This is a genomic window from Pseudomonas sp. COR18 (genome assembly GCF_048568395.1).
In the GTDB taxonomy this organism is placed as follows: domain Bacteria; phylum Pseudomonadota; class Gammaproteobacteria; order Pseudomonadales; family Pseudomonadaceae; genus Aquipseudomonas; species Aquipseudomonas fuscovaginae_B.
Genome location: NZ_CP183808.1, coordinates 382315 through 404802, shown reverse-complemented (window position 1 = coordinate 404802; position 22488 = coordinate 382315). Strand labels below are relative to the sequence as shown.

The 22488-nt window shown below is 64.1% G+C and carries 18 protein-coding genes and 4 tRNA genes; 17 read left to right on the top strand and 5 right to left on the bottom strand.

The annotated features are described in order from the left end of the window. Positions 1 to 89 precede the first annotated feature (89 nt). A complete protein-coding gene (locus tag ACM62G_RS01825; protein WP_273824984.1) occupies positions 90 to 1514 on the bottom strand; it encodes an aldehyde dehydrogenase family protein in 1425 nt (474 codons plus the stop codon). Positions 1515 to 1617: 103 nt separating this feature from the next. On the opposite strand from ACM62G_RS01825, the gene ACM62G_RS01820 reads away from it, so the two are divergent. Further along, complete coding sequence (locus ACM62G_RS01820; RefSeq protein ID WP_419736593.1) at positions 1618 to 2517, top strand: LysR family transcriptional regulator; 900 nt, start codon at positions 1618 to 1620, stop codon at positions 2515 to 2517. A 126-nt stretch (positions 2518 to 2643) separates the two neighbouring features. Here the strand turns inward: ACM62G_RS01820 and ACM62G_RS01815 are convergent, their stop codons facing one another. Together ACM62G_RS01815 and ACM62G_RS01810 are read right to left on the bottom strand one after the other, a co-directional pair. Next, positions 2644 to 4134, bottom strand: a complete 1491-nt coding sequence (locus tag ACM62G_RS01815) for an MDR family MFS transporter (RefSeq protein ID WP_419737591.1) — start codon at positions 4132 to 4134, stop codon at positions 2644 to 2646. A 49-nt stretch (positions 4135 to 4183) separates the two neighbouring features. Beyond that, entirely contained in the window at positions 4184 to 5230 is a 1047-nt protein-coding gene (locus ACM62G_RS01810) for an HlyD family secretion protein (protein WP_273824982.1), read from the bottom strand. Between the two features lie 229 nt (positions 5231 to 5459). Between ACM62G_RS01810 and gltX the strand changes: the two genes are divergently transcribed. The 10 genes from gltX (at position 5460) to ACM62G_RS01760 (ending at position 11428) form a co-directional block, all read left to right on the top strand. Continuing rightward, positions 5460 to 6941: a glutamate--tRNA ligase gene (gene gltX / locus ACM62G_RS01805; protein ID WP_054057981.1), complete on the top strand. Its 1482-nt coding sequence runs from the start codon at positions 5460 to 5462 to the stop codon at positions 6939 to 6941. Between the two features lie 238 nt (positions 6942 to 7179). Continuing rightward, positions 7180 to 7255: transfer RNA gene (locus ACM62G_RS01800), tRNA-Ala, on the top strand. A gap of 85 nt (positions 7256 to 7340) precedes the next feature. Then, a tRNA-Glu gene (locus tag ACM62G_RS01795) sits at positions 7341 to 7416 on the top strand. A 56-nt stretch (positions 7417 to 7472) separates the two neighbouring features. Beyond that, positions 7473 to 7548: transfer RNA gene (locus ACM62G_RS01790), tRNA-Ala, on the top strand. Between the two features lie 125 nt (positions 7549 to 7673). Beyond that, positions 7674 to 7749: transfer RNA gene (locus ACM62G_RS01785), tRNA-Glu, on the top strand. A 187-nt stretch (positions 7750 to 7936) separates the two neighbouring features. Continuing rightward, positions 7937 to 8476 (top strand): TetR/AcrR family transcriptional regulator, encoded by a 540-nt coding sequence (locus tag ACM62G_RS01780; RefSeq protein WP_054057980.1) that lies wholly within the window; start codon positions 7937 to 7939, stop codon positions 8474 to 8476. 30 nt (positions 8477 to 8506) lie between these two features. Beyond that, complete coding sequence (locus tag ACM62G_RS01775; protein WP_273824979.1) at positions 8507 to 9340, top strand: alpha/beta fold hydrolase; 834 nt, start codon at positions 8507 to 8509, stop codon at positions 9338 to 9340. A 43-nt stretch (positions 9341 to 9383) separates the two neighbouring features. Continuing rightward, positions 9384 to 9818, top strand: a complete 435-nt coding sequence (locus ACM62G_RS01770; protein ID WP_273824978.1) for an acyl-CoA thioesterase — start codon at positions 9384 to 9386, stop codon at positions 9816 to 9818. A gap of 76 nt (positions 9819 to 9894) precedes the next feature. Beyond that, positions 9895 to 10854, top strand: a complete 960-nt coding sequence (locus ACM62G_RS01765) for a tRNA dihydrouridine synthase (RefSeq protein WP_273824977.1) — start codon at positions 9895 to 9897, stop codon at positions 10852 to 10854. 124 nt (positions 10855 to 10978) lie between these two features. Next, positions 10979 to 11428, top strand: coding sequence for an Hsp20 family protein (locus ACM62G_RS01760; protein WP_054059674.1), 450 nt, complete (start codon positions 10979 to 10981; stop codon positions 11426 to 11428). A gap of 83 nt (positions 11429 to 11511) precedes the next feature. Here ACM62G_RS01760 and ACM62G_RS01755 read toward each other — a convergent pair whose 3' ends face one another. After that, on the bottom strand, positions 11512 to 14784 hold the full coding sequence (locus ACM62G_RS01755) for an EAL and GGDEF domain-containing protein (protein ID WP_273824975.1): 3273 nt from the start codon (positions 14782 to 14784) through the stop codon (positions 11512 to 11514). Between the two features lie 65 nt (positions 14785 to 14849). After that, complete coding sequence (locus ACM62G_RS01750; protein ID WP_419736592.1) at positions 14850 to 15740, bottom strand: LysR family transcriptional regulator; 891 nt, start codon at positions 15738 to 15740, stop codon at positions 14850 to 14852. 154 nt (positions 15741 to 15894) lie between these two features. On the opposite strand from ACM62G_RS01750, the gene leuC reads away from it, so the two are divergent. The 6 genes from leuC (at position 15895) to ACM62G_RS01720 (ending at position 22442) form a co-directional block, all read left to right on the top strand. Beyond that, on the top strand, positions 15895 to 17313 hold the full coding sequence (leuC, locus tag ACM62G_RS01745; RefSeq protein ID WP_273824973.1) for a 3-isopropylmalate dehydratase large subunit: 1419 nt from the start codon (positions 15895 to 15897) through the stop codon (positions 17311 to 17313). 10 nt (positions 17314 to 17323) lie between these two features. After that, on the top strand, positions 17324 to 17968 hold the full coding sequence (gene leuD, locus ACM62G_RS01740; RefSeq protein ID WP_054059670.1) for a 3-isopropylmalate dehydratase small subunit: 645 nt from the start codon (positions 17324 to 17326) through the stop codon (positions 17966 to 17968). A 154-nt stretch (positions 17969 to 18122) separates the two neighbouring features. After that, positions 18123 to 18887: a class I SAM-dependent methyltransferase gene (locus ACM62G_RS01735; protein WP_419736591.1), complete on the top strand. Its 765-nt coding sequence runs from the start codon at positions 18123 to 18125 to the stop codon at positions 18885 to 18887. A gap of 57 nt (positions 18888 to 18944) precedes the next feature. Beyond that, a complete protein-coding gene (gene leuB / locus ACM62G_RS01730; RefSeq protein ID WP_054063826.1) occupies positions 18945 to 20027 on the top strand; it encodes a 3-isopropylmalate dehydrogenase in 1083 nt (360 codons plus the stop codon). A 68-nt stretch (positions 20028 to 20095) separates the two neighbouring features. Then, positions 20096 to 21208 carry an aspartate-semialdehyde dehydrogenase gene (gene asd, locus ACM62G_RS01725; RefSeq protein WP_054059667.1) on the top strand — a complete coding sequence of 371 codons (1113 nt, stop codon included), beginning with the start codon at positions 20096 to 20098 and terminating at the stop codon, positions 21206 to 21208. A 232-nt stretch (positions 21209 to 21440) separates the two neighbouring features. Then, positions 21441 to 22442, top strand: a complete 1002-nt coding sequence (locus tag ACM62G_RS01720) for an aspartate-semialdehyde dehydrogenase (protein WP_419736590.1) — start codon at positions 21441 to 21443, stop codon at positions 22440 to 22442. Positions 22443 to 22488: the final 46 nt, after the last annotated feature.

Here is a 22488-nt window from a genome sequence, read left to right as displayed (position 1 = left end):
CCACCTGGCCCTTGTGGGCGATTCCCGGGTGTTGCGAAAGGCTTGAGTACCTGTTCGCGGGCAAGCCAAGCTCCTGCCGGGGATCGCATTCAGGCAGGCAGTCCGAGCAGCGCCTTGGGTTCGAGAAAGGCTTCCATTCCATAGGTACCGTACTCGCGGCCAATCCCCGATTGCTTGAACCCACCGAACGGAGCCTTCGGCTCGTGGGCCAGGGTATTGATCAGCACGCGCCCGGCCTCGATCCGTTCGGCAACCTTGCGGGCCCGTTCGATATCGTGGCCCAGCACATAGGCCTGCAGGCCGTAGGGCGTGTCGTTGGCGATACGCAGGGCATCCTCCTCGTCACGGTAGGTGATGATCGACAGCACCGGCCCGAAGATTTCCTCGCGGGCAATGGTCATGTCGTTGGTCACCGCGCTGAACACCGTCGGCCGGACGAACCAGCCGGCTTCCAGACCTTCGGGCAGGCCTTCGCCACCGCTCAGCAGGCGCGCGCCGCTGTCGAGGCCGATGCGGATGTAACGCTGCACCCGCTGCCACTGCTTCTCGCTGACCATCGGCCCGATGCTGGTGTCCGCCGACCGCGGATCGCCGCTACGGATCCCGGCAATGGCCTTGAGCACGGCCGCCTCGGCCTCGGCCAGGCGTTGCTCCGGTACCAGGATCCGGGTGCCGGCGATGCAGGCCTGGCCGCTGTTCATGAAGCCGGCCTGCAGGGCCAGGGGGATGGCCTGGTCGAAGTCGGCATCGTCGAGGATCAGCACCGGTGACTTGCCGCCCAGCTCCAGGGTGACCCGTTTCAGGCTGTCGGCGGCCGAGCGCAGGATGTGCTTGCCGACGGCGGTCGAGCCGGTAAAGGAAATCTTCGCCACGTCCGGGTGGCTGCTGAGCCGCGCACCGACGGTTTCGCCGCGCCCGGTGACGATGTTGAAGACTCCGGGCGGCAGGCCGGCCTCATGCAGCGCCTCGCTGACGATGCGGGTCTGCAGGGCACTCATTTCACTGGGCTTGATCACCGCCGTGCAGCCGGCGGCGATGGCGGCGGCGAGCTTGCCGCAGATGAAGCCGGCGTTGCTGTTCCACGGGGTGATCAGGCCGGCGACCCCGAGCGGTTGCATGCTCACCTGGGCACTGCCGGCCTGGCGGATGAAGTCATAGTCCTGCAGGACCCGGGCCGCCTCCTGCAGCACGTTCGCCGCGTGCCGGGCCATCCACAGCGAGCGCGAGGCAGGGGCACCGTACTCTTCGATGATCGCCTCGTTGAGTTGTTCTTCACGGGCGGCGATGGCGGCATGCATGCGCAGCAGCAGGGCGACACGCTCGGTCTTGCCGGTGCGGGAGAAGGCCGGAAAGGCCGCCTTGGCGGCCGCGATGGCGGCATCGGCGTCGTGCTCGTCGGCGAGACGGACCTGGCCGATGACCCGGGCGGTGCTCGGGTTGAACAGGTCGAACCATTCCTGGCCATGGGGGGTGACAAACGTGCCGTTGATGTAGATCTGGTCAATGCGTTGCATGGCGGCTCCAAAGCGTGTTCGGGTGGTGTCGAATACGGTAAGCGACTAGCATTGGCCTGATAAGTGGGATAAATCGGCATGACTTGGTGAGTGATTTGGGATAATGCGCACATCAGGGCTCAGTGAGCTGGAAGCGGTGCTGGCGGTGGCCCGGCACCGCAGTTTTCGCGCGGCGGCCGCCGACCTGGACGTGTCGACCTCGGCATTGAGCCATGCGGTGTCGGCGCTGGAGGAGCGGCTCGGCACCCGCCTGTTCAACCGCACGACCCGCAGCGTGGCCTTGTCCGAGGCCGGGGCGCAGTTCGTCGAGCGCATCTCGCCGGCACTGTCGACCATCCGTCAGGCCATGGAGCAGGCCGGCAGCCATGCCGGTGTGCCCAGCGGGACGTTGCGCATCAACACGTCGGTGGGGGCGGCGAACCAGGCGATGGCGTTGTTCATCGAATACATGCGGCGTTATCCGCAGATGAATGTGGATATCGTCACCGAGAGCAAGCTGATCGATATCGTGGCGCAAGGTTTCGATGCCGGCATTCGCCTGCACGAGAGTGTGCCCCAGGACATGATCGCCGTTCCACTGGGCCTGCCGTTGCGCCTGCTGGTGCTGGGCAGCCCGGACTATCTGGCGCGGCATCCGCTGCCGCAGACACCGACCGATCTGTACCAGCATCGTTGCATTCGTCTGCGCATGCCGAGCGGCCGGATCTACCATTGGGAATTCTCGCGCCACGGCCAGAGCCTGGAGGTGGATGTGCCGGGTGTGCTGACCCTGGATGAGCCGGGCCTGGTCCTGGAGGCCGCGCGGGCCGGGCTGGGACTGGCCTTTATCTCGCAGTGGAACGCGGCGGCCGATGTGGCGGCGGGGACTCTGGTCCCGGTCCTGCAGGACTGGACTCCAGCGCTCGATGGCCTGTCGCTGTACTACCCGGGCCGCCGACACGTGCCGGCGGGGTTGCGGGCGTTGATCGAGCTGATCCGCGAGCGCGGCGGGGCGCTTCTGTAGTTACTGCGGGATTGTGTTGGCTTCTTCGCGGGCAAGCCCGGCTCCTACAGTGATGAGGTGTCCGCCAATGGTGTGTACGACGCTCCCCTGTAGGAGCCGGGCTTGCCCGCGAAGGGGCCCTGGAAATCAATGCGCCTCCCCGGCCTTGACGCCCGCCGGCAGCGCCCGGGTCAGCAGCACCGCGAGCATGCTGATGCCCAGCGCCAGCCCGACGTAATGGAAGGCGTCGTTGTAGGCCATGATCAGCGCCTGCTGGTGGGTGATTTCACTGAGCTTGCCCAGTGCCGCGGCATCGCTGCCCAGCTTCTGCGCCAGCAACGCCAGGCGCTCGGCCACTTGCGGGTTGGCCGGGACGATGGCTTCGCGCAGGTAGTCGAAGTATTCCCGGGTTCGTGCATCCAGCAGGGTGGCGAGCAGGGCGATGCCGATGGCGCCGCCGAGGTTGCGCAGGATGTTGAACAGGCTGGAGGCCGAGCCGGCATCCTGGGGCTGGATGTAGGCGGTGGCGATCAGCGAGATGGTCACCATGATCAGTGGCTGGCCCAGGGCGCGGATGATCTGGATCTGGTTGAACTGCGGGCCGGCGAAGTCCGGGTTGAGTACCCCCGAGGAAAAACTCGCCAGCCCGAACAGGCCGAAACCCGCGGCGCAGAGCATCTTCGGTGACACGAATTTCATCAGTTTGGGCACCAGCGGAATCAGGAACAGCTGCGGTACGCCCATCCACATGATCACCTCGCCGATCTGCAGGGCGTTGTAGTTCTGGATCTGTGCCAGGTACAACGGCAACAGGTAGATCGAGCCGTACAGACCGACCCCCATGCCCAGGCTGGAAATGCTCGACAGGCCGAAGTTGCGATTGCGCAGGATGCGCAGGTTGATCAGCGGGTTGGGCCTTGACAGTTGCAGGATGACGAAGGTGATCAGACTCAGCAGGGCGATGCTGCCCAGGGCCAGGATCAACTCCGATTCCAGCCAGTCCTTGCGATGCCCTTCCTCCAGGAACACCTGCAGGCAGCCCAGGCCGACGCCCAGTGTGACGATCCCGGCGTAGTCGGTGCTCTTGAGCAGTTCCCAGTGCGCGTCCTTCTTCTCCAGACCGTAGAGCAGGCCGGCGATCATGATCAGGCCGGGCGGGATGTTGATGTAGAAGATGTATTCCCAGCCCCAGTTCTCCGTCAGCCAGCCACCCAGGGTCGGGCCGATCGACGGGGCGAAGGTGGCGGTCATGGCAAACATCGCCATGCCCTTGGCGCGGTGGTGTTCCGGCAGCTTGATCAGGGTCAGGGTGAAGGCCAGCGGGATCAGCGCGCCGCCGGTAAAGCCCTGCATGGCACGGAACACGATCATGCTTTCCAGGTTCCAGGCCATCGAGCACAACAGCGACGAGGCGAGGAAGCCCAGCGATACCCAGGTCGCCAGGCGCCGGGCCGAGAGCAGTTGCACCAGCCAGGCGGTGAGCGGGATCATGATGATTTCCGCCACCAGGTAGGAGGTGGAGATCCACGAGCCTTCCTCCAGGGTCGCCGACAGGGCGCCCTGGATGTCCTTGAGCGAGGAGTTGGTGATCTGGATGTCGAGCACCGCCATGAAGGCGCCGAGCATCACGCTCATCACCGCGATCCAGTCGCGCCGGGTCGGTTCGCCGACCGGGCGGATCAGGGCATCACCGGCCATTGCCGTTATCGCGGATATCGACCTTGACGGTGACCGACATGCCCGGACGGATCAGGCCGTGCAGCGGGTTGTCGGCGGCGAACACCAGCTTGACCGGAATGCGCTGCACCACCTTGGTGAAGTTGCCGGTGGCATTGTCCGGCGGCAGCAGGCTGAACTGCGCGCCGGAAGCGGCGAACAGGCTGTCGACCCGGCCCTGGATCGGTGTGTCCTCATAGGCATCGAACCGCAGCGTGGCGTTCTGCCCGGGGTGCATGTGGCCGATCTGGGTTTCCTTGAAGTTGGCCTGGACCCAGATGGCCTGGTCCGGAACGATCGACAGCAGGTAGGCACCGGTCTGCACGTACTGGCCGTTGCGTGCCGCGCGCTGGCCGACCAGGCCGCTGATCGGCGCGCGGATTTCGCTGCGGCTCAGGTTCAGTTCGGCCTGGGCCAGTTCGGTGCGGGCGCTGGCGATCTGGCCGTCGAGACGCTTGAGTTCGGCGGTCAGGGCGTTGACCTGCTGGCGCTGGCTCTGCAGGTCGGCCTGGGCCTTGGCGACCTGGGAGCGAGCGATGTGGTTGTCGGCGGACAGGGTGGTGACCCGCTCCTCGGAAACGTAGCCGGGCTTGCGCAGGGTCTGTGCCCGCGACAGGTCGAGCTGCGAGCGGCCCAGGCTGGCCTGGCTGGCGGCGACCTGGGCATCGGCGGCGGCAATCAGGCTGGCCTGCTGGGTCAGCTTGCTCTGCGCCTGCAGCCGTTCGGCCTCGCGGGTGGCGAGGGTGGCGTTGGCGCGCTCGACCGCCAGCTGGAAGTCGGCCGCTTCGAGCCGGACCAGCAACTGGCCTTGCTCGACAGGCTGGTTGTCGGCCACCAGCACCTGGTCGATGCGTGCCGCGAGCTGGCTGGAAACCCGGGTGATCTCGCCCTGGACGTAGGCGTTGTCGGTGCTTTCATAAAAGCGCCCGCGCCAGAACCACTCGGCGAAGAGACCCAGGGCGATCAGCAGGACGAGCAGCAGGAACACGAACAGGCGGCGTTTGAGTTGGGCGGGCATGGGCAGGCAACGGTCGGAATAATTAGTGAACTTCTCGGTAGATAAATCTGGCACAGCGCCCTTAGTGGGTAAATGCCACCAATTGAGAAACCCCCGGTTTTAGTGGCCTGAGACCCTTTTTCGACCGAAGCTTGGCTTATATGCCCTCTGCCTGCCGCCCATGCTGGAGGCGAGGGCGGTCGGCCTGTTACCATTCGCCCTTTGTTTTATCTCTATTTCGAGACCATCCATGACCACTGTCCGCACTCGCATCGCGCCATCGCCCACTGGCGATCCCCACGTTGGTACCGCCTACATCGCCCTGTTCAACTACTGCTTTGCCAAGCAGCATGGTGGCGAGTTCATCCTGCGGATCGAAGATACCGATCAGTTGCGCTCGACCCGCGAGTCCGAACAGCAGATTTTCGATGCGTTGAACTGGCTGGGCATCACTTGGGCCGAAGGCCCGGACGTCGGTGGCCCGCACGGTCCGTACCGGCAGAGCGAGCGTAGCGAGATCTACAGGAAGTACACCCAGCAACTGGTCGACATGGGCCATGCCTTCCCGTGCTTCTGCACCGCCGAAGAGCTGGACCAGATGCGTGCCGAGCAGATTGCCCGCGGCGAAACCCCACGCTACGACGGTCGTGCGCTGCTGCTGTCGAAAGAGGAGGTGGCCCGTCGCCTGGCCGCCGGCGAACCCCATGTGATCCGCATGAAGGTGCCGACCGAAGGCGTCTGCGTGGTGCCGGACATGCTGCGTGGCGATGTCGAGATCCCGTGGGATCGCATGGACATGCAGGTGCTGATGAAGACCGACGGTTTGCCCACCTACTTCCTGGCCAACGTGGTCGACGACCACCTGATGGGCATCACCCACGTGCTGCGCGGTGAAGAGTGGCTGCCATCGGCACCCAAGCTGATCCTGCTCTACGAGTACTTCGGCTGGGAACAACCGAAGCTGTGCTACATGCCGCTGCTGCGCAACCCGGACAAGAGCAAGCTGTCCAAGCGCAAGAACCCGACCTCGGTGACCTTCTACGAGCGCATGGGCTTCATGCCCGAGGCAATGCTCAACTACCTGGGCCGCATGGGCTGGTCGATGCCGGACGAGCGCGAGAAGTTCTCGCTGCAGGAAATGGTCGACCACTTCGACCTGTCCCGCGTCTCCCTCGGCGGGCCGATCTTCGATATCGAGAAGCTGTCCTGGCTCAACGGCCAGTGGCTGCGCGACCTGCCGGTGGAAGAGTTCGCCCGCCGCGTGCAGAACTGGGCGTTCAACCCCGAGTACCTGATGAAGATCGCGCCGCTGGTGCAGAGCCGCGTCGAGACCTTCAGCCAGGTCGCGCCCCTGGCGAATTTCTTCTTCGCCGGCAGCCTGCCGCTGGATGCCAAGCTGTTCGAGCACAAGAAACTCTCGCCGGAGGATGTGCGCAAGCTGATGCAACTGATCCTGTGGAAACTGGAAAGCCTGCGCCAGTGGGAGAAGGACAGCATCACCGCGACCATCCAGGCGGTGGTCGATGCCCTGGAGCTGAAGCTGCGTGATGCCATGCCGCTGATCTTCGCCTCGATCACTGGGCAGGCGAGTTCGGTGTCGGTGCTCGACGCGATGGAAATCCTCGGCCCGGACCTGACGCGCTTCCGTCTGCGCCAGGCCCTGGAACTGCTGGGTGGCGTGTCGAAGAAGGAAAACAAGGAATGGGAAAAGCTGCTGGGCACTATTGCCTGAATCGGCGCCTGAGCCGGTAGTGGCCACGTCATAGCCGTCTTTGCCGGTTGTGGACGTGGCCGACAACCCCCGGTTTTCCGGGGGATTGCGGTAAGTGATTGTTATCGCGGAAAAAATTTTTGAAAAATGTTCAAAAAAAGTTTGACAGGGGAGTGGGTCGCACTTAATATGCGCCCCGTCCACAAGACAACACGGAAACACAGCGACAACGCTGAGATGAAGTGAAGTCTGGCACTGTGGGGCTATAGCTCAGCTGGGAGAGCGCTTGCATGGCATGCAAGAGGTCAGCGGTTCGATCCCGCTTAGCTCCACCAAATTAGAAGCTTCAGGTTACGCTACACTGATCTGGAGTTTGTACCGCGAATCGGAACCAGCGCCGATAGGGTACACAAGGGTTACGTCCCCTTCGTCTAGTGGCCTAGGACACCGCCCTTTCACGGCGGTAACAGGGGTTCGAGTCCCCTAGGGGACGCCAGTTTCACACAAGTGACATTGCAGCTTGATGTCGCTGCGCCGAGAGGCGAAAAATCCGGGGCTATAGCTCAGCTGGGAGAGCGCTTGCATGGCATGCAAGAGGTCAGCGGTTCGATCCCGCTTAGCTCCACCAATTTACGGTTCAGCACCTGGCCACACCGGTACTGAACTGATGTTGCAGGATACTGCAGGTGCATCGAGTAACCGGGCAGTAAAAGTCGCCACCAAGCCGACTCCTGTAATGCAAGAAGGGTTTGCGTCCCCTTCGTCTAGTGGCCTAGGACACCGCCCTTTCACGGCGGTAACAGGGGTTCGAGTCCCCTAGGGGACGCCACGATTACCCGCTCTGCGGGATTTTTAAGGGTCATTCATCTTTGAATGACCCTTTTGTTTTTTCCGAAATTTTTATTTTCCGCACTGAATTCCTTTTCGCATTTTTCAGTCAGACCAGCGGTCATGCGAAGACCTTGCGAAAAAATATTATGAGAATAATATTTCCGATGTAATATCTGGAGATGGCAATGAACGACAAAAAGGCCCAGACCCGTGAGCGCATCCTGCAGGCTGCCAGTGCCGCGTTGATCCAGCGTGGCCCGGCCGAGCCGAGTGTCAGTGAGGTGATGGCCGCCGCCGGTCTGACCGTGGGTGGCTTCTACGCGCATTTCGAGAGCAAGGACGCCTTGATGCTCGAGGCATTCAAGCAGTTGCTGGCGCAGCGTCGGGCGAAAATGGATGAAGTCGACGACGCGCTGAGCGGCGAAGAACGGCGAGCCCTGTTTGCCGCGTTCTACCTGTCGCGCAAGCATCGCGATGCGGTCGACCATGCCTGCCCGCTGCCGGCGGTGGTGGGAGAGATCGGCAGCCTGCCGGAGTGCTTTCGCGAGGCGCTCAACGAACATGTGGAATTGATGGTCGCGCAACTGGCGGCCAGCCCCGAGGACACCGACAAGGCCCTGGCCGATATCGCCCTGATGATCGGTGGCCTGGCCGTGGCCCGGGCGCTGGGCCCGGGAGAGTTGTCCGACAGATTGCTGCGTGCCGCCAAGTCGGCGGTGCGCTGAAGGTTTCGACCTGGCCTGAGGTAATACCCGATGAACACTTTGCGCTGGATACGTGGCATCAATGGCACCTTGGGACGAGTGGCACCGCGGGTGGCCGCGAGCCGGATGCGTCAGGTTTTCATGACGCCCCGCGAGCGTTCGCCGCGGGATTGGGAGTTGCCGTTGCTGGCGACGGCCGAAAGGATCACCCTGCGTTTCGGTCTTTCCGCGCTGCGCTGGGGGCAAGGCCCCACCGTGCTGCTGATGCATGGCTGGGAAGGGCGACCCACGCAGTTCGCGAGCCTGATCGAGGCGCTGGTGGCCGCCGGTTACACCGCCGTGGCCCTCGACGGCCCGGCTCATGGCCAGTCGCCCGGGCACGAAGCGAATGTGGTGGCGTTTGCCCGCGCGCTGCTCGAGGCCGCCGCCGAGCTGCCGCCGCTCAAGGCGGTGATCGGCCATTCCATGGGCGGTGCCAGCGCGATGCTCGCCACCCAGCTCGGGCTGCGTACCGAGGCGCTGGTCAGCATTGCCGCTCCGGCACGGGTGCTGGGCGTATTGCGGGGCTTCGCCCGGCATGTCGGCTTGCCGCCACGGGCGCGTTCGGCGTTTATCCGGGAAGTCGAACGGGATGTCGGGATGCGTGCCGAGCACCTGGATATCGGGCATTACCAGATGGACATGCCCGGCCTGATCGTGCATGCCGAAGACGATCAACTGGTGGCGGTGGATGAATCGCGACGTATTCACGAAGCCTGGTTCGACAGCCGCCTGTTGCGCCTGGAAAGCGGCGGCCATCAGCGGGTGCTGGCCGATCCGCGGCTGATCGATGGCGTGCTCGCGCTGCTGGCCGGGCGTAGCATGGCGCAGCGCCAGTCGGCCTGATCCGTTACACTGGCCCGGTCTTTGAATCGACCGGGAGCGGTACATGAGCTGGGATCTGGCGACACCCTTCATCCTCGACCTGCAGGTGGCCGCCGAGGACATCGACGGCCTCGGGCACGCCAACAACGCGGTGTACGTCACCTGGCTGGAGCGCTGTGCCTGGCGGCATTCCCAGCGCCTGGGGCTGGACCTGAGCGAGTACCGTCGACTGGACCGGGCGATGGCCGTGGTGCGTCATGAAATCGACTACCTGGCTGCCGCCTACGAAGGTGATGAACTGCAATTGGCGACCTGGATCGTCGATTGGGACCAGCGCCTGAAAATGACCCGACGCTTCCAGCTGGTACGCCCCAGCGACAACCTGACCCTGTTGCGTGCGCAGACCACCTTCGTCTGCATCGAGCTGTCCAGCGGCAAGCCCAAGCGCATGCCTGAGGAGTTTCTCCAGGGATACGGGCCGGCGCTGCAGTCGGCCTGAGGGTGTACCGGTTTGCTGCGGAACCCCGTAAACTGCCGCGCCTTTCGATATCCGCCTTTTTCAATGAGAGTCACCCATGCAAATTGCCCTGGCGCCCATGGAGGGGTTGGTCGATAACATCCTGCGCGATGTCCTGACTCGCGTCGGCGGCATCGACTGGTGCGTCACGGAGTTCATCCGTATCAACGATTCGCTGCTGACGCCGGCCTATTACCACAAGTTCGCCCCCGAACTGCTCACCGGCGCCCGCACCGCCGCCGGCGTGCCGCTGCGCGTGCAACTGCTCGGTTCCGATCCGGTGTGCCTGGCCGAGAACGCGGCGCTGGCCTGCGAGCTGGGCTCGCAGGTGATCGACCTGAACTTCGGTTGCCCGGCCAAGACCGTGAACAAGTCCCGGGGCGGGGCGGTGCTGCTCAAGGAGCCGGAACTGCTCAACAGCATCGTCGAGCATGTGCGCCGGGCGGTACCGGCGCACATTCCGGTGACGGCGAAGATGCGCCTGGGTTTCGACAGCCCGGATGGCGCGCTGGTCTGTGGTACGGCCCTGGCCGAAGGCGGTGCCGCGCAGATCGTCGTGCATGCGCGCACCAAGGTCGATGGCTACAAGCCGCCGGCCCATTGGGAGTGGGTGGCGCGGGTGCAGGATGTGGTCAAGGTGCCGGTGTTCGCCAACGGTGACATCTGGTCGCTGGAAGACTGGCGGCGCTGTCGCGAGGTCAGTGGCGCCAAGGATTTCATGCTCGGTCGCGGCCTGGTGTCGCGCCCGGACCTGGCCCGGCAGATCGCGGCCGAGAGCGCCGGTGAAGAAGTGGTCGAGATGAGCTGGGGCGAATTGTTGCCGCTGCTCCAGGACTTCTGGCTGCAGGCCCGGGCACAGCTCACGCCGCGCCAGGCGCCGGGGCGCCTGAAGCAGTGGCTGGCGATGTTGACGCGCAACTACCCGGAGGCGGTCGAGCTGTTCAGCCATGTGCGCCGCGAGACCGACTGCGACACGGTCAGCCGTCTGCTGCAGGTGCCGCTGTCCGAAGCGGCCTGACGCGGGCGCCAGAAAAATTTTTCGACAATCTCTTGAAATGCGTTTGGGCGTTCCTATCTAAGGGGTACGCGATGCCGAATTCGGGTCGCGAATCAAACCACTCGCTGAATTTCAGGAGATTGACATGACTACCGCATTTTCCCTGGCTCCACTGTTCCGTTCCTCCGTTGGCTTCGACCGTTTCAACGATCTGTTCGAAACCGCGCTGCGCAACGAGCCGGGCAGCAGCTACCCTCCTTACAACGTTGAAAAACACGGCGAAGACCAGTACCGCATCGTCGTCGCGGCCGCCGGTTTCCAGGAAGAAGACCTGGAGTTGCAAGTCGAGAAGGGCGTATTGACCGTCAGTGGCGGCAAGCGCGAAGCCAAGGCTGAACACGTCAGCTACCTGCACCAGGGCATCGCCCAGCGTGCATTCAAGTTGTCCTTCCGCCTGGCCGACCATATCGAGGTCAAGGCTGCCGGCCTGAGCAACGGTCTGTTGAACATCGACCTGCTGCGGGTCGTACCGGAAGAGGCGAAAGCCAAGCGCATCCCGATCGGTGGGACGCAGCAACCGGCCCTGCAGCACTAAGCCCGAGCCTGCAGGACAGAGCCCCGCTTCGGCGGGGCTTTTTGTTGGCGGCCCGGCCGTCTCCCGCAAGGGGGCTGCGGGGTTCACAAAAGTCTTTTGAAGTCTTCCAGCGGCAACGGCCGGCTGTGCAGGTAACCCTGGTACAGATGGCAGCCCAGGCCTTCGAGGAACATCAGCTGTTCCGGCAGCTCCACCCCTTCGGCAATCACCATCAGCCCCAGGCTGCGGGCCATGGCGACGATCGCGCGGATGATCTCCGCATCGTTGGGGTCGTGGGTGGCGTCACGCACGAACGACTGGTCGATCTTCAGCGCATCCACCGGCAGGCGTTTGAGGTAGGTCAGCGACGAATAGCCGGTGCCGAAGTCATCCATGGCGAAACTGACGCCGAGCTTGTTCAGGCGGCGCATCTTGTTGATGGTGTCCTCCATGTTCTGGATCACGATGCCTTCGGTGATTTCCAGCTTGAGCATCGAGGACGGCACGTTGTGCTGCAGCAGGCAGCGCTCCACCCGTTCGACGAAATCGGCCTGGCGGAACTGCCGCGGGCTGATGTTCACGCACAGGCTGAAGGAGTGGGCGATCAACCCTTCGCGCAACAGCACGCCAAAGGCCTCGCAGGCGTGGTCGAGAATCCAGGTGCCGACTTCGAGGATCAGCCCGCTGTCCTCCAGGACCTTGATGAATTCGGTGGGCGATTGTGCGCCGAGTTCCGGGTGGTGCCAGCGCACCAGCGCCTCGGCACCGACGATGCTGTTGTCGCGGGCGTCCACCTGGGGTTGGAAGTGCACGCTGAACTCGCCCCGGGAAAGCGCCTGGCGCAAGTCGTTCTCCATGCGCAGGCGTTCGCTGGCGGCCTTCTGCATGGTGCTGTGGAACATCTGGGTGATGTTGCGGCCGGAGTCCTTGGCCCGGTACAGCGCGATATCCGCGCGCTTGAGCAGGTCGGCGGGGGTCGAGCCATGGTCCGGGATCAGTGCCACGCCGATGCTCGGGGTCACCTGCAGGCGCTGGCCGTCGAGGAACATCGGTTCGGCCAGCAGCTCGCGGATGGTGTCCGCCAGGTCGCGAACCTTTTGCGTCACTTCACTGCGTGAGCCTTCCAGGCCGCTGAGCAGCACCACGAATTCGTCACCGCCGAGCCGCGCCACGGTGTCTTCGATGCGCACGCTGGCCTCCAGGCGGGCGGTGACCACCTTGAGCACGGTATCGCCCACCGGGTGGCCGAGTGAATCGTTGATGTGCTTGAAGTGGTCGAGGTCGAGAAACAGCAGGGCGCCGCGCAGGTTGTGGCGCTTGAGCAGGGCGATCTGCTGGCTCAGGCGGTCGGTCAGCATGGCCCGGTTGGGCAGGTTGGTCAGCGGGTCGTGGTAGGCCAGGTGACGGATCTGTGCCTGGGCGTTCTTCAGTTGGCTGATGTCCCGGGCGGTCAGCAGCAGGCAGGCGGTTTCGTTGAGGGTGATCGGTTCGATCGAGATCTCCACCGTCAGCACGTCGCCGCGCTTGTTGCGCCCGAGCATGTCGCGATGGGGAACGTGGCCGCGTTCCTTGAGCTCCTCCAGGAGTGAGGTGCGCTCCTTGTGGTCGGCCCAGATGCCGAGTTCATACACGGTGCGGCCGATGACCTCGGCGTTGGAATAGCCGGTCAGCCGGCAGAAGCCATCGTTGACCTCCAGATAGCGGCCGCTCTGGCGTTCGATGATGGTGATGGCGTCGGGGCTGGAGTGGAAGGCCTTGGCGAATTTCTCCTCGCTGGCCTTGAGTGCGGCTTCGGCCCGTTGCTGCTGGGTGATGTCGCGCAGGGTGGTGACGATGCAGGGACGCTGCTCGACCTCGATCTGCCGGCTGCTGATCACGCAGGTCAGGGCCTGGCCGCTCTTGTGGTGCACGACCACCGCGACATTGTTCAGCGCCTGGTCGCGGATCACCTGCTGGATGCGTTGCAGGCGCTTGGCCGAGTCTTCCCAGAGGCCGATCTGGTCGGCGCTGCGGTGGCGGATCTCGTCCAGGCTCCAGCCGAAGGTCTGGGTGAAGGCCGGGTTGATCTCGATGAACTGGCCGGTGTCCTGCAGGGTCACGCAGATCGGGTCGGGGCTGGCCTGGAACAGGCTGGCGAACTTTTCTTCCGAAGCCTGCAGGCGCTGCTCGCGCTCTACCTGCTCGGTGATGTCGAGCAGGGTTCCGGCCATGCGCAGCGGTTTGCCTTCGCTGTCGCGGTAAAGCCTGGCGCGGCTTTCCAGGTAGCGCGAGGTGCCATTGTCCAGTTGCACCCGGTAGGTGACCTGATAGCTGCCCGCCGGGCCTTCGCGCAGGCTGCGATAGGCATCGCGCATGTTTTCGCGCTCTTCGGGAGGGACTCCGTCAAAAAAGGCATCGAAGGACTCATGGAAGGGGTGTGGTTCCAGGCCGTGCAATTGCGCCGCGCGCGCCGAGCCGTAGAGCATGCCGCTGGGGATGTGCCAGTCCCAGGTGCCCAGTTGGGCCGAGTCCAGGGCCAGGTCGAGGCGTTCCTGGCTGTCCTTGAGGGCCTGGGCGGCGTTGTTGCGCTCGGTGGTATCGAGAAAGGTGCTGAGCAGGTAGGCCTGGCCCTCCAGTTCGACCCGCTGCGCGCTGAGAATGCCGTCGTGGATCTGGCCGTTGCTGGCGCGGAACTGAACCTCCTGGCTGACCGGGTCGGTTCTGCCGCGCAAGGACCTGACCAGCCTTGCCCGTTCTTCCGGGTGCACCCACAGACCCAGTTCCAGGGTGGTCATGCCGATCACCTGTAGCGCCGGCCAGCCGAACAGGCTTTCGAAATACTGGTTGGCCTCGCTGATCAGGCCGTCTTCCTCGCGGGTCAGCAGCACCATGTTGGGGCTCAGGTGAAACAGGGTGGCAAAGCGTTTTTCCGAGCTGCTGAGGGCCTGCTCGCGCTGGCGCTGCTGGGTGACCTCGCGGATCACCCCGATCATCCGCTGCTTGCCGTTCTTGTCCGGCAGCAGGCTGCCGCTGATTTCCAGCCAGTGCAGGCTGCCGTCCGGCCAGCGGATGCGGTGGTGCATGGCCTGTTCCACCGGCTCGCCGGCGAGTACCGCATGAAAGGCGCGCAGCGTGCGGGCGCGGTCCTCGGGCGGCAGCAGGTCGAGATAGTCGATATCCTTGGGCAACGGCTGGTGCGGGTCGAAGCCGAACAGTGCCTGGGTGCCGCGGGACCAACTGACCTGGCCGTTCTCGATGTCCCAGGACCAGGCTCCCAGGCGCGCACCGTTGAGGGCGGCCAGCAACTGCGGGGCGCTTTCCCAGCTCTTTTCCGACTCGTGAGGGTCGAGGGCATGGATGCGCGGCAAGGGCGGAATACGGCTAGCGTTCTTGGGCATCAACGGCAGTCCTTGGGTGAAAGGCACGTTATTGCTGCAAGAGGCCTGGGCTGAGACGAGCCGGCTTATGCCGTAAGGGTCGGCAAATCCGTCTGCGCATCCAATAAAGCCATAAAGGCCCGTGCGGCATTCGACAGCGTCCGTTCGGTATGCAGGATATAGCCTAGCTGGCGACTGAGCTGTATGCCCGGTAAAGGTATGCGCGCGACCTGGTCGTCGAGCATGGTGCGTGGCAGCACGCTCCAGGCCAGGCCGATGGACACCATCATCTTGATGGTTTCCAGGTAGTTGGTGCTCATGGCGATGTTCGGCGTCAGGCTCTGGGCCTCGAACAGGCGCTGGACGATGTGGTGGGTGAAGGTGTTGCCGCCGGGGAAGACCGCCGGTCGGTGGGCGATGTCCCGCAGGCTGACCTGGTCGTTGCTGGCCAACGGGTGCTCGGGGGCGACGACGAAATCCAGCGGGTCGTCCCACACCGGCACGGCACGGACCAGGTGATGGGGCTCCGGCGCCAGGGTGATGACCGCCAGTTCGGCGCGGCCGTGGAGAATTTCCTCGTAGGCGACTTCCGAATCGAGGAACTGAATGTCCAGCGCCACCTTGGGGTACTGCCGGGTGTAGGCCCGCAGCAGCGGAGGTAGGCGGTGCAGGCCGATGTGATGGCTGGTGGCCAGCGTCAGGCGGCCGCTGACTTCGCCGGTGAGGTTGGTCAGGGCCCGGCGGGTGTCGTCGAGCACGTTGAGAATCTGGTAGGCGCGGGGCAGCAGGGCGCGACCGGCCTCCGTCAGGCCGACCTCACGGCCCAGCCGGTCGAACAGGCGCACGTTGAGTTGCTGCTCCAGGCCGGCGATCCGTTTGCTGATGGCTGGCTGGGTCAGGTGCAGGCGTTCGCCGGCCCCGGAGAAGCTGCCGGTCTCGGCGATGGCGATAAAGGCGTTGAGGTTGGCCAGGTCCATGATCGGTATTCCAGATGGCTATCCAAAGCATAAAAATTATGAATTTGAGTTATTCACTCTAACCTCATAGCATCGACCTCACAAGCCAAAGGGTTATTGAGAACAGTCATCAATAAGCCCGGGGCATAGAAACAAGCTGATGAGGAAACGTCTGATGGCCGGCAAAACGCTTTACGACAAGCTTTGGGAATCCCATGAAGTGAAACGGCGCGATGATGGGTCGTCGCTGATCTACATCGACCGTCACATCATCCACGAAGTGACCTCGCCCCAAGCGTTCGAAGGCCTCAAGCTGGCCGGGCGCAAGCCATGGCGGGTCGATTCGATCGTCGCCACGCCGGACCACAACGTGCCGACCACCCCCGAGCGCAAGGGCGGCATCGAGGCGATCGCCGACCAGGTGTCGCGTATCCAGGTGCAGACCCTCGACGACTACTGCGACGAGTTCGGCATCACCGAATTCAAGATGAACGACGTGCGCCAGGGCATCGTCCACGTGATCGGCCCGGAGCAAGGCGCGACCCTGCCGGGCATGACCGTGGTCTGCGGTGACTCGCATACCTCGACCCACGGCGCCTTCGGGGCCCTGGCCCACGGTATCGGCACCTCCGAGGTCGAGCACGTATTCGCCACCCAGTGCCTGGTCGCGAAGAAGATGAAGAACATGCTGGTCCGCGTCGAGGGGCAGTTGCCGGTCGGCGTGACCGCCAAGGACATCGTGCTGGCCGTCATCGGCAAGATCGGCACCGCTGGCGGTAACGGCCATGCCATCGAGTTCGCCGGCAGCGCCATCCGCGACCTGTCCATCGAAGGCCGCATGACCATCTGCAACATGTCCATCGAGGCCGGTGCCCGCGTGGGCCTGGTGGCGGCCGACGAAAAGACCGTCGCCTACGTCAAGGACCGTCCGTTCGCTCCGAAAGGCGCGGAGTGGGAGCGTGCCGTCGAGGCCTGGAAGGACCTGGTGTCCGATGCCGATGCGGTGTTCGACACCGTGGTCGAGCTCGATGCCGCCCAGATCAAGCCGCAGGTCAGCTGGGGCACCTCGCCGGAAATGGTGCTCGCCGTCGACCAGAACGTACCGGACCCGGCCCAGGAGCCGGACCTGGTCAAGCGCGGTTCCATCGAGCGCGCGCTCAAGTACATGGGCCTGACCGCCAACCAGGCGATCACCGACATCCAGCTGGACCGGGTATTCATCGGTTCCTGCACCAACTCGCGGATCGAGGACCTGCGGGCGGCGGCGGCGATCGCCAAGGGCCGCAAGGTGGCCTCGACCATCAAGCAGGCGCTGGTGGTGCCGGGCTCCGGCCTGGTCAAGGCCCAGGCCGAAGCGGAAGGCCTGGACAAGATTTTCCTCGAAGCCGGTTTCGAGTGGCGTGAACCGGGCTGCTCGATGTGCCTGGCGATGAACCCGGACCGCCTGGAAAGCGGCGAGCACTGCGCCTCGACGTCCAACCGCAACTTCGAAGGGCGCCAGGGTGCCGGTGGGCGTACCCACCTGGTCAGCCCGGCCATGGCCGCGGCGGCTGCCATCAATGGCCGTTTCATCGACGTTCGCGAATTGATCTGAGGAAAACCACATGAAAGCCTTTACCCAGCACACCGGTCTCGTCGCGCCGTTGGACCGTGCCAACGTCGATACCGATCAGATCATTCCCAAGCAGTTCCTCAAGTCGATCAAGCGCACCGGCTTCGGTCCCAACCTGTTCGACGAGTGGCGCTACCTGGACGTCGGTCATGCCTACCAGGACAACTCCAAGCGTCCGCTGAACAAGGACTTCGTGCTCAACGCCGAGCGCTACCAGGGTGCCAGTGTGCTGCTGGCCCGTGAGAACTTCGGTTGCGGCTCCAGCCGCGAGCACGCGCCGTGGGCCCTGGACGAGTACGGTTTCCGCAGCATCATCGCGCCGAGCTATGCCGACATCTTCTTCAACAACAGCTTCAAGAACGGCCTGTTGCCGATCATTCTCAGCGACAGCGAAGTCGACGAACTGTTCCAGCAGGTCGAGGCCACCCCGGGTTACCAACTGACCGTCGATCTCGCGGCCCAGACCGTGACCCGTCCGGATGGCAAGGTTTATCACTTCGAAGTCGATGCGTTCCGCAAGCATTGCCTGCTCAACGGCCTGGATGACATCGGCCTGACCCTGCAGGACGGCGATGCGATCGCGGCGTTCGAGGCCAGGCATCGTGCCAGCCAGCCTTGGCTGTTTCGCGACGCCTGATCCGATGTAGGCGGGGTGGGCCTCTTCGCGGGCAAGCCCGGCTCCTACAGAGTTGTGCCGAATATACGCACCCAACCTGTAGGAGCCGGGCTTGCCCGCGAAGAGGCCCTCAAACCCCTGTAACGCCCTGGCAACCCGACAGAAGGACCACCCCATGACCAGCAATGCCCACAGCCAAGTGGTACAAATGCAGTTCGGCGAGCAGGCCGCCGCCTACCTGAGCAGCGCCGTGCACGCCCAGGGCGCCGAGTTCGCGCTGCTCCAGGCCGAACTGGCCGGGCGCGCCGACGCGCGGGTGCTGGACCTGGGCTGCGGCGCCGGCCATGTGAGCTTCCACGTTGCGCCGCTGGTGGCCAAGGTGGCGGCCTATGACCTTTCGCAGCAGATGCTCGACGTGGTCGCCGCGGCCGCCACGGAGCGTGGCCTGGACAACATCGTGACGGTGCGCGGCGCGGCCGAGAGCCTGCCGTTCGCCGATGGCGAATTCGATTTCGTCTTCAGCCGCTACTCGGCGCATCACTGGAGCGATCTCGGCCTGGCCCTGCGGGAAGTGCGGCGGGTTTTGAAACCCGGTGGCGTCGCAGCCTTTATTGACGTCATGTCGCCTGGCAGCCCGTTGTTCGACACCTACCTGCAGGCCGTCGAGGTGCTGCGCGACACCAGCCACGTGCGCGATTATTCGGCCGCCGAGTGGGCGCGCCAGGTCAGCGAGGCGGGTCTGCACGTGCGCAGCACCAGCCGCCAGCGCTTGCGTCTGGAGTACACCTCCTGGGTCGAGCGCATGCGCACCCCGGCAGCGTTGCGGGTGGCGATTCGCGAGCTGCAGCAGGCGATGGGCGCCGAAGTGCGGGAATATTTTGAGATTGAGGCCGATGGTTCGTTCAGTACAGATGTACTGGTGCTGTGGGCCGAGCGATAGACTTTTTTCCAGGTCGCCCGGTATCACCGGTGCGCCGACAGATGACATGAGGAAAGCATGAGCAAGCAGATTCTGATTCTCCCAGGCGACGGTATTGGTCCGGAAATCATGGCCGAAGCGGTCAAGGTGCTCGAACTGGCCAACGAGAAGTACGACCTGGGCTTCGAACTGAGTCACGACGTGATCGGTGGCGCGGCCATCGACAAGCACGGCGTGCCCCTGGCCGACGAGACCCTGGAACGTGCCCGCGCTGCCGATGCGGTGCTGCTGGGCGCCGTTGGCGGGCCGAAGTGGGACAAGATCGAGCGGGACATCCGCCCGGAGCGCGGCCTGCTGAAGATCCGTGCGCAACTGGGCCTGTTCGGCAACCTGCGTCCGGCGATCCTCTACCCGCAACTGGCCGATGCCTCGAGCCTCAAGCGCGAAATCGTCGCCGGCCTGGATATCCTGATCGTGCGCGAACTGACCGGCGGCATCTACTTCGGCGCACCGCGTGGTACCCGCGAGCTGGAGAATGGCGAGCGCCAGTCCTACGACACCCTGCCGTACAGCGAAAGCGAAATCCGCCGTATCGCCCGGGTCGGCTTCGACATGGCCCGCGTGCGTGGCAAGAAGCTCTGCTCGGTGGACAAGGCCAACGTCCTGGCATCCAGCCAGCTGTGGCGTGAAGTGGTCGAGGAGGTCGCCAAGGACTACCCGGATGTCGAACTGAGCCACATGTACGTCGACAACGCGGCGATGCAACTGGTGCGTGCGCCGAAGCAGTTCGACGTGATCGTCACCGACAACATGTTCGGCGACATCCTCTCCGACGAGGCGTCGATGCTCACCGGTTCGATCGGCATGCTGCCGTCGGCGTCCCTGGATGCCAACAACAAGGGCATGTACGAGCCTTGCCACGGTTCGGCTCCGGACATCGCCGGGCAAGGCATTGCCAACCCGCTGGCAACCATCCTGTCGGTATCGATGATGCTGCGCTACAGCTTCAACCTGCACGAAGCGGCCGCCGCCATCGAGCAGGCGGTAAGCCTGGTGCTGGACCGCGGCTTGCGCACCGGCGATATCTGGTCCGAGGGTTGTACCCGGGTCGGAACGCAGGAAATGGGTAACGCAGTAGCCGAGGCGCTGCGGAATCTGTAATCTCTCGGGCCCACCGCCTCTTTCATCCCCGGAAGCGGTGACCCACTTTTGTAAAAGGTGTAGTTGCGATGAAACGTGTAGGTCTGATCGGTTGGCGCGGTATGGTCGGTTCCGTGCTCATGCAGCGGATGCTGGAAGAGCGGGACTTCGATCTTATTGAGCCGGTGTTCTTCACCACTTCCAATGTCGGTGGCCAGGGCCCTGCCGTGGGCAAGGATATTGCTCCGCTGAAGGACGCCTACAGCATTGAAGAGCTGAAAACCCTCGACGTGATTCTGACCTGCCAGGGTGGCGACTACACCAGCGAGGTCTTCCCCAAGCTGCGCGAAGCCGGCTGGCAGGGCTACTGGATCGATGCCGCGTCCAGCCTGCGGATGCAGGATGACGCGGTGATCGTCCTCGACCCGGTCAACCGCAAGGTCATCGACCAGCAACTGGATACCGGTACCCGCAACTTCATCGGCGGCAACTGCACCGTCAGCCTGATGCTGATGGGCCTGGGCGGTCTGTTCGAGGCTGGCCTGGTGGAGTGGATGAGCGCCATGACCTATCAGGCCGCTTCCGGTGCCGGTGCGCAGAACATGCGTGAGCTGATCCGCCAGATGGGCGCGACCCACGCGGCGGTCGCCGATGACCTGGCCAACCCGGCCAGCGCCATCCTCGACATCGACCGCAAGGTCGCCGAGACCATGCGCAGCGATGCCTATCCGACCGAGAACTTCGGTGTGCCGCTGGCCGGCAGCCTGATTCCGTGGATCGACAAGGAACTGCCGAACGGCCAGAGCCGCGAAGAGTGGAAGGCCCAGGCCGAGACCAACAAGATCCTCGGTCGCTTCAAGAACCCGATCCCGGTGGACGGCATCTGCGTGCGCATCGGCGCCATGCGTTGCCACAGTCAGGCGCTGACCATCAAGCTGAACAAGGATGTGCCGATGGCCGACATCGAAGGCCTGATCAGCCAGCACAACCCCTGGGTCAAGCTGGTGCCGAACCAGCGCGAGATCAGCATGCAGGAGCTGAGCCCGACCAAGGTCACCGGTACCCTGAACATCCCGGTGGGCCGTCTGCGCAAGCTTAACATGGGCTCGCAGTTCCTCGGCGCGTTCACCGTCGGCGACCAGCTGCTGTGGGGCGCTGCCGAACCGCTGCGCCGCATGCTGCGGATCCTGCTGGAGCGTTGATTCGCTGAAGGCTCGAAGACAGCCCGCGACTCGCAAGAGTCGCGGGCTTTTTGTTTCCTGTGGTGCGCTCACGGTGGCGTGGTCCCTGTGGGAGCGGGCGTGCCCGCGAAGCTTCCGGTCTTTCAGGGGCGTATTCGCGGGCAAGCCCACTCCTGCCGAGGTACCGGCAAATTGCCTGACCGCGCGGTCACGGGTAAAGTGCGCACCCCCCGTTTTGCCTGAGGAGAATCCCATGAGCCAGTCCCTTGATATTGCCGTGATCGGTGCCACCGGCACGGTCGGCGAAACCCTGGTGCAGATCCTCGAAGAGCGGGATTTTCCCGTGGCCAACCTGCATCTGTTGGCCAGCAGCGAGTCGGCCGGGCAATCGGTGCCATTCCGGGGCAAGAACGTGCGTGTTCGCGAAGTCGATGAGTTCGACTTCGCCAAGGCCCGGCTGGTGTTTTTTGCCGCGGGGCCGGCGGTCACCCTCAGTTTTGCGCCACGGGCGACGGCGGCTGGCTGCACGGTGATCGACCTGTCGGGCGCCTTGCCGGCGCCGCAGGTGGTGCCGGAAGCCAATGCCGAGGTGCTGTCGGGCCTGGCTAGGCCGCTGCAGGTCGGCAGCCCGAGCGCTTCGGCCACCGCGCTGGCCGTGGCCCTGGCACCGCTCAAGGGTTTGCTGGACATCCGCCAGGTGAGCCTGACCGCCTGCCTGGCAATGTCCACCCAGGGGCGTGAAGCGGTCAGCGAGCTGGCCCGGCAGACCACCGAACTACTGAACATGCGCCCGCTGGAACCCCGGGTTTTCGACCGTCAGGTGGCCTTCAACCTGCTGGCCCAGGTCGGCAAGCCGGATGCCCGGGGCCATGTTCCCCTGGAAAAACGCCTGGTCAACGAGTTGCGCGAACTGCTGCAAGCACCTTTACTAAAAATTTCAGTCACTTGCGTTCAAGCCCCGGTATTTTTTGGCGATAGCTATAGTGTGTCCCTGCAGGCCGCTGCCGACGTCGATCTGCAAGCGGTGAACGTGGCGCTCGAGGCCGCCGAGGGTATCGAACTGGTCGATGGCGACGATTATCCGACCGCGGTCGGTGACGCCGTGGGCCAGGATGTGGTCTATGTCGGGCGGGTTCGTCATGGCGTGGATGATCCGGCACAGCTCAACTTGTGGCTGACCACGGACAACGTGCGCAAGGGCGCCGCGCTGAACGCCGTGCAACTGGCCGAGCTGTTGATAAAAGACCCGCTGTAAAAGATACTTGGCGACAATTTGCAGAATGATTCTGGCCTGACGCTAT

What these genes read in the sequence shown, in the direction of transcription:
- leuB (WP_054063826.1), top strand. Translation starts at nt 18,945, where the DNA reads ATGAGCAAGCAGATTCTGATTCTCCCAGGCGACGGTATTGGTCCGGAA.
- ACM62G_RS01760 (WP_054059674.1), top strand. Translation starts at nt 10,979, where the DNA reads ATGACTACCGCATTTTCCCTGGCTCCACTGTTCCGTTCCTCCGTTGGC.
- gltX (WP_054057981.1), top strand. Translation starts at nt 5,460, where the DNA reads ATGACCACTGTCCGCACTCGCATCGCGCCATCGCCCACTGGCGATCCC.
- ACM62G_RS01780 (WP_054057980.1), top strand. Translation starts at nt 7,937, where the DNA reads ATGAACGACAAAAAGGCCCAGACCCGTGAGCGCATCCTGCAGGCTGCC.
- ACM62G_RS01720 (WP_419736590.1), top strand. Translation starts at nt 21,441, where the DNA reads ATGAGCCAGTCCCTTGATATTGCCGTGATCGGTGCCACCGGCACGGTC.
- ACM62G_RS01820 (WP_419736593.1), top strand. Translation starts at nt 1,618, where the DNA reads ATGCGCACATCAGGGCTCAGTGAGCTGGAAGCGGTGCTGGCGGTGGCC.
- ACM62G_RS01765 (WP_273824977.1), top strand. Translation starts at nt 9,895, where the DNA reads ATGCAAATTGCCCTGGCGCCCATGGAGGGGTTGGTCGATAACATCCTG.
- leuD (WP_054059670.1), top strand. Translation starts at nt 17,324, where the DNA reads ATGAAAGCCTTTACCCAGCACACCGGTCTCGTCGCGCCGTTGGACCGT.
- ACM62G_RS01770 (WP_273824978.1), top strand. Translation starts at nt 9,384, where the DNA reads ATGAGCTGGGATCTGGCGACACCCTTCATCCTCGACCTGCAGGTGGCC.
- asd (WP_054059667.1), top strand. Translation starts at nt 20,096, where the DNA reads ATGAAACGTGTAGGTCTGATCGGTTGGCGCGGTATGGTCGGTTCCGTG.
- leuC (WP_273824973.1), top strand. Translation starts at nt 15,895, where the DNA reads ATGGCCGGCAAAACGCTTTACGACAAGCTTTGGGAATCCCATGAAGTG.
- ACM62G_RS01810 (WP_273824982.1), bottom strand. Translation starts at nt 5,230, where the DNA reads ATGCCCGCCCAACTCAAACGCCGCCTGTTCGTGTTCCTGCTGCTCGTC.
- ACM62G_RS01755 (WP_273824975.1), bottom strand. Translation starts at nt 14,784, where the DNA reads ATGCCCAAGAACGCTAGCCGTATTCCGCCCTTGCCGCGCATCCATGCC.
- ACM62G_RS01775 (WP_273824979.1), top strand. Translation starts at nt 8,507, where the DNA reads ATGAACACTTTGCGCTGGATACGTGGCATCAATGGCACCTTGGGACGA.
- ACM62G_RS01750 (WP_419736592.1), bottom strand. Translation starts at nt 15,740, where the DNA reads ATGGACCTGGCCAACCTCAACGCCTTTATCGCCATCGCCGAGACCGGC.
- ACM62G_RS01735 (WP_419736591.1), top strand. Translation starts at nt 18,123, where the DNA reads ATGACCAGCAATGCCCACAGCCAAGTGGTACAAATGCAGTTCGGCGAG.
- ACM62G_RS01825 (WP_273824984.1), bottom strand. Translation starts at nt 1,514, where the DNA reads ATGCAACGCATTGACCAGATCTACATCAACGGCACGTTTGTCACCCCC.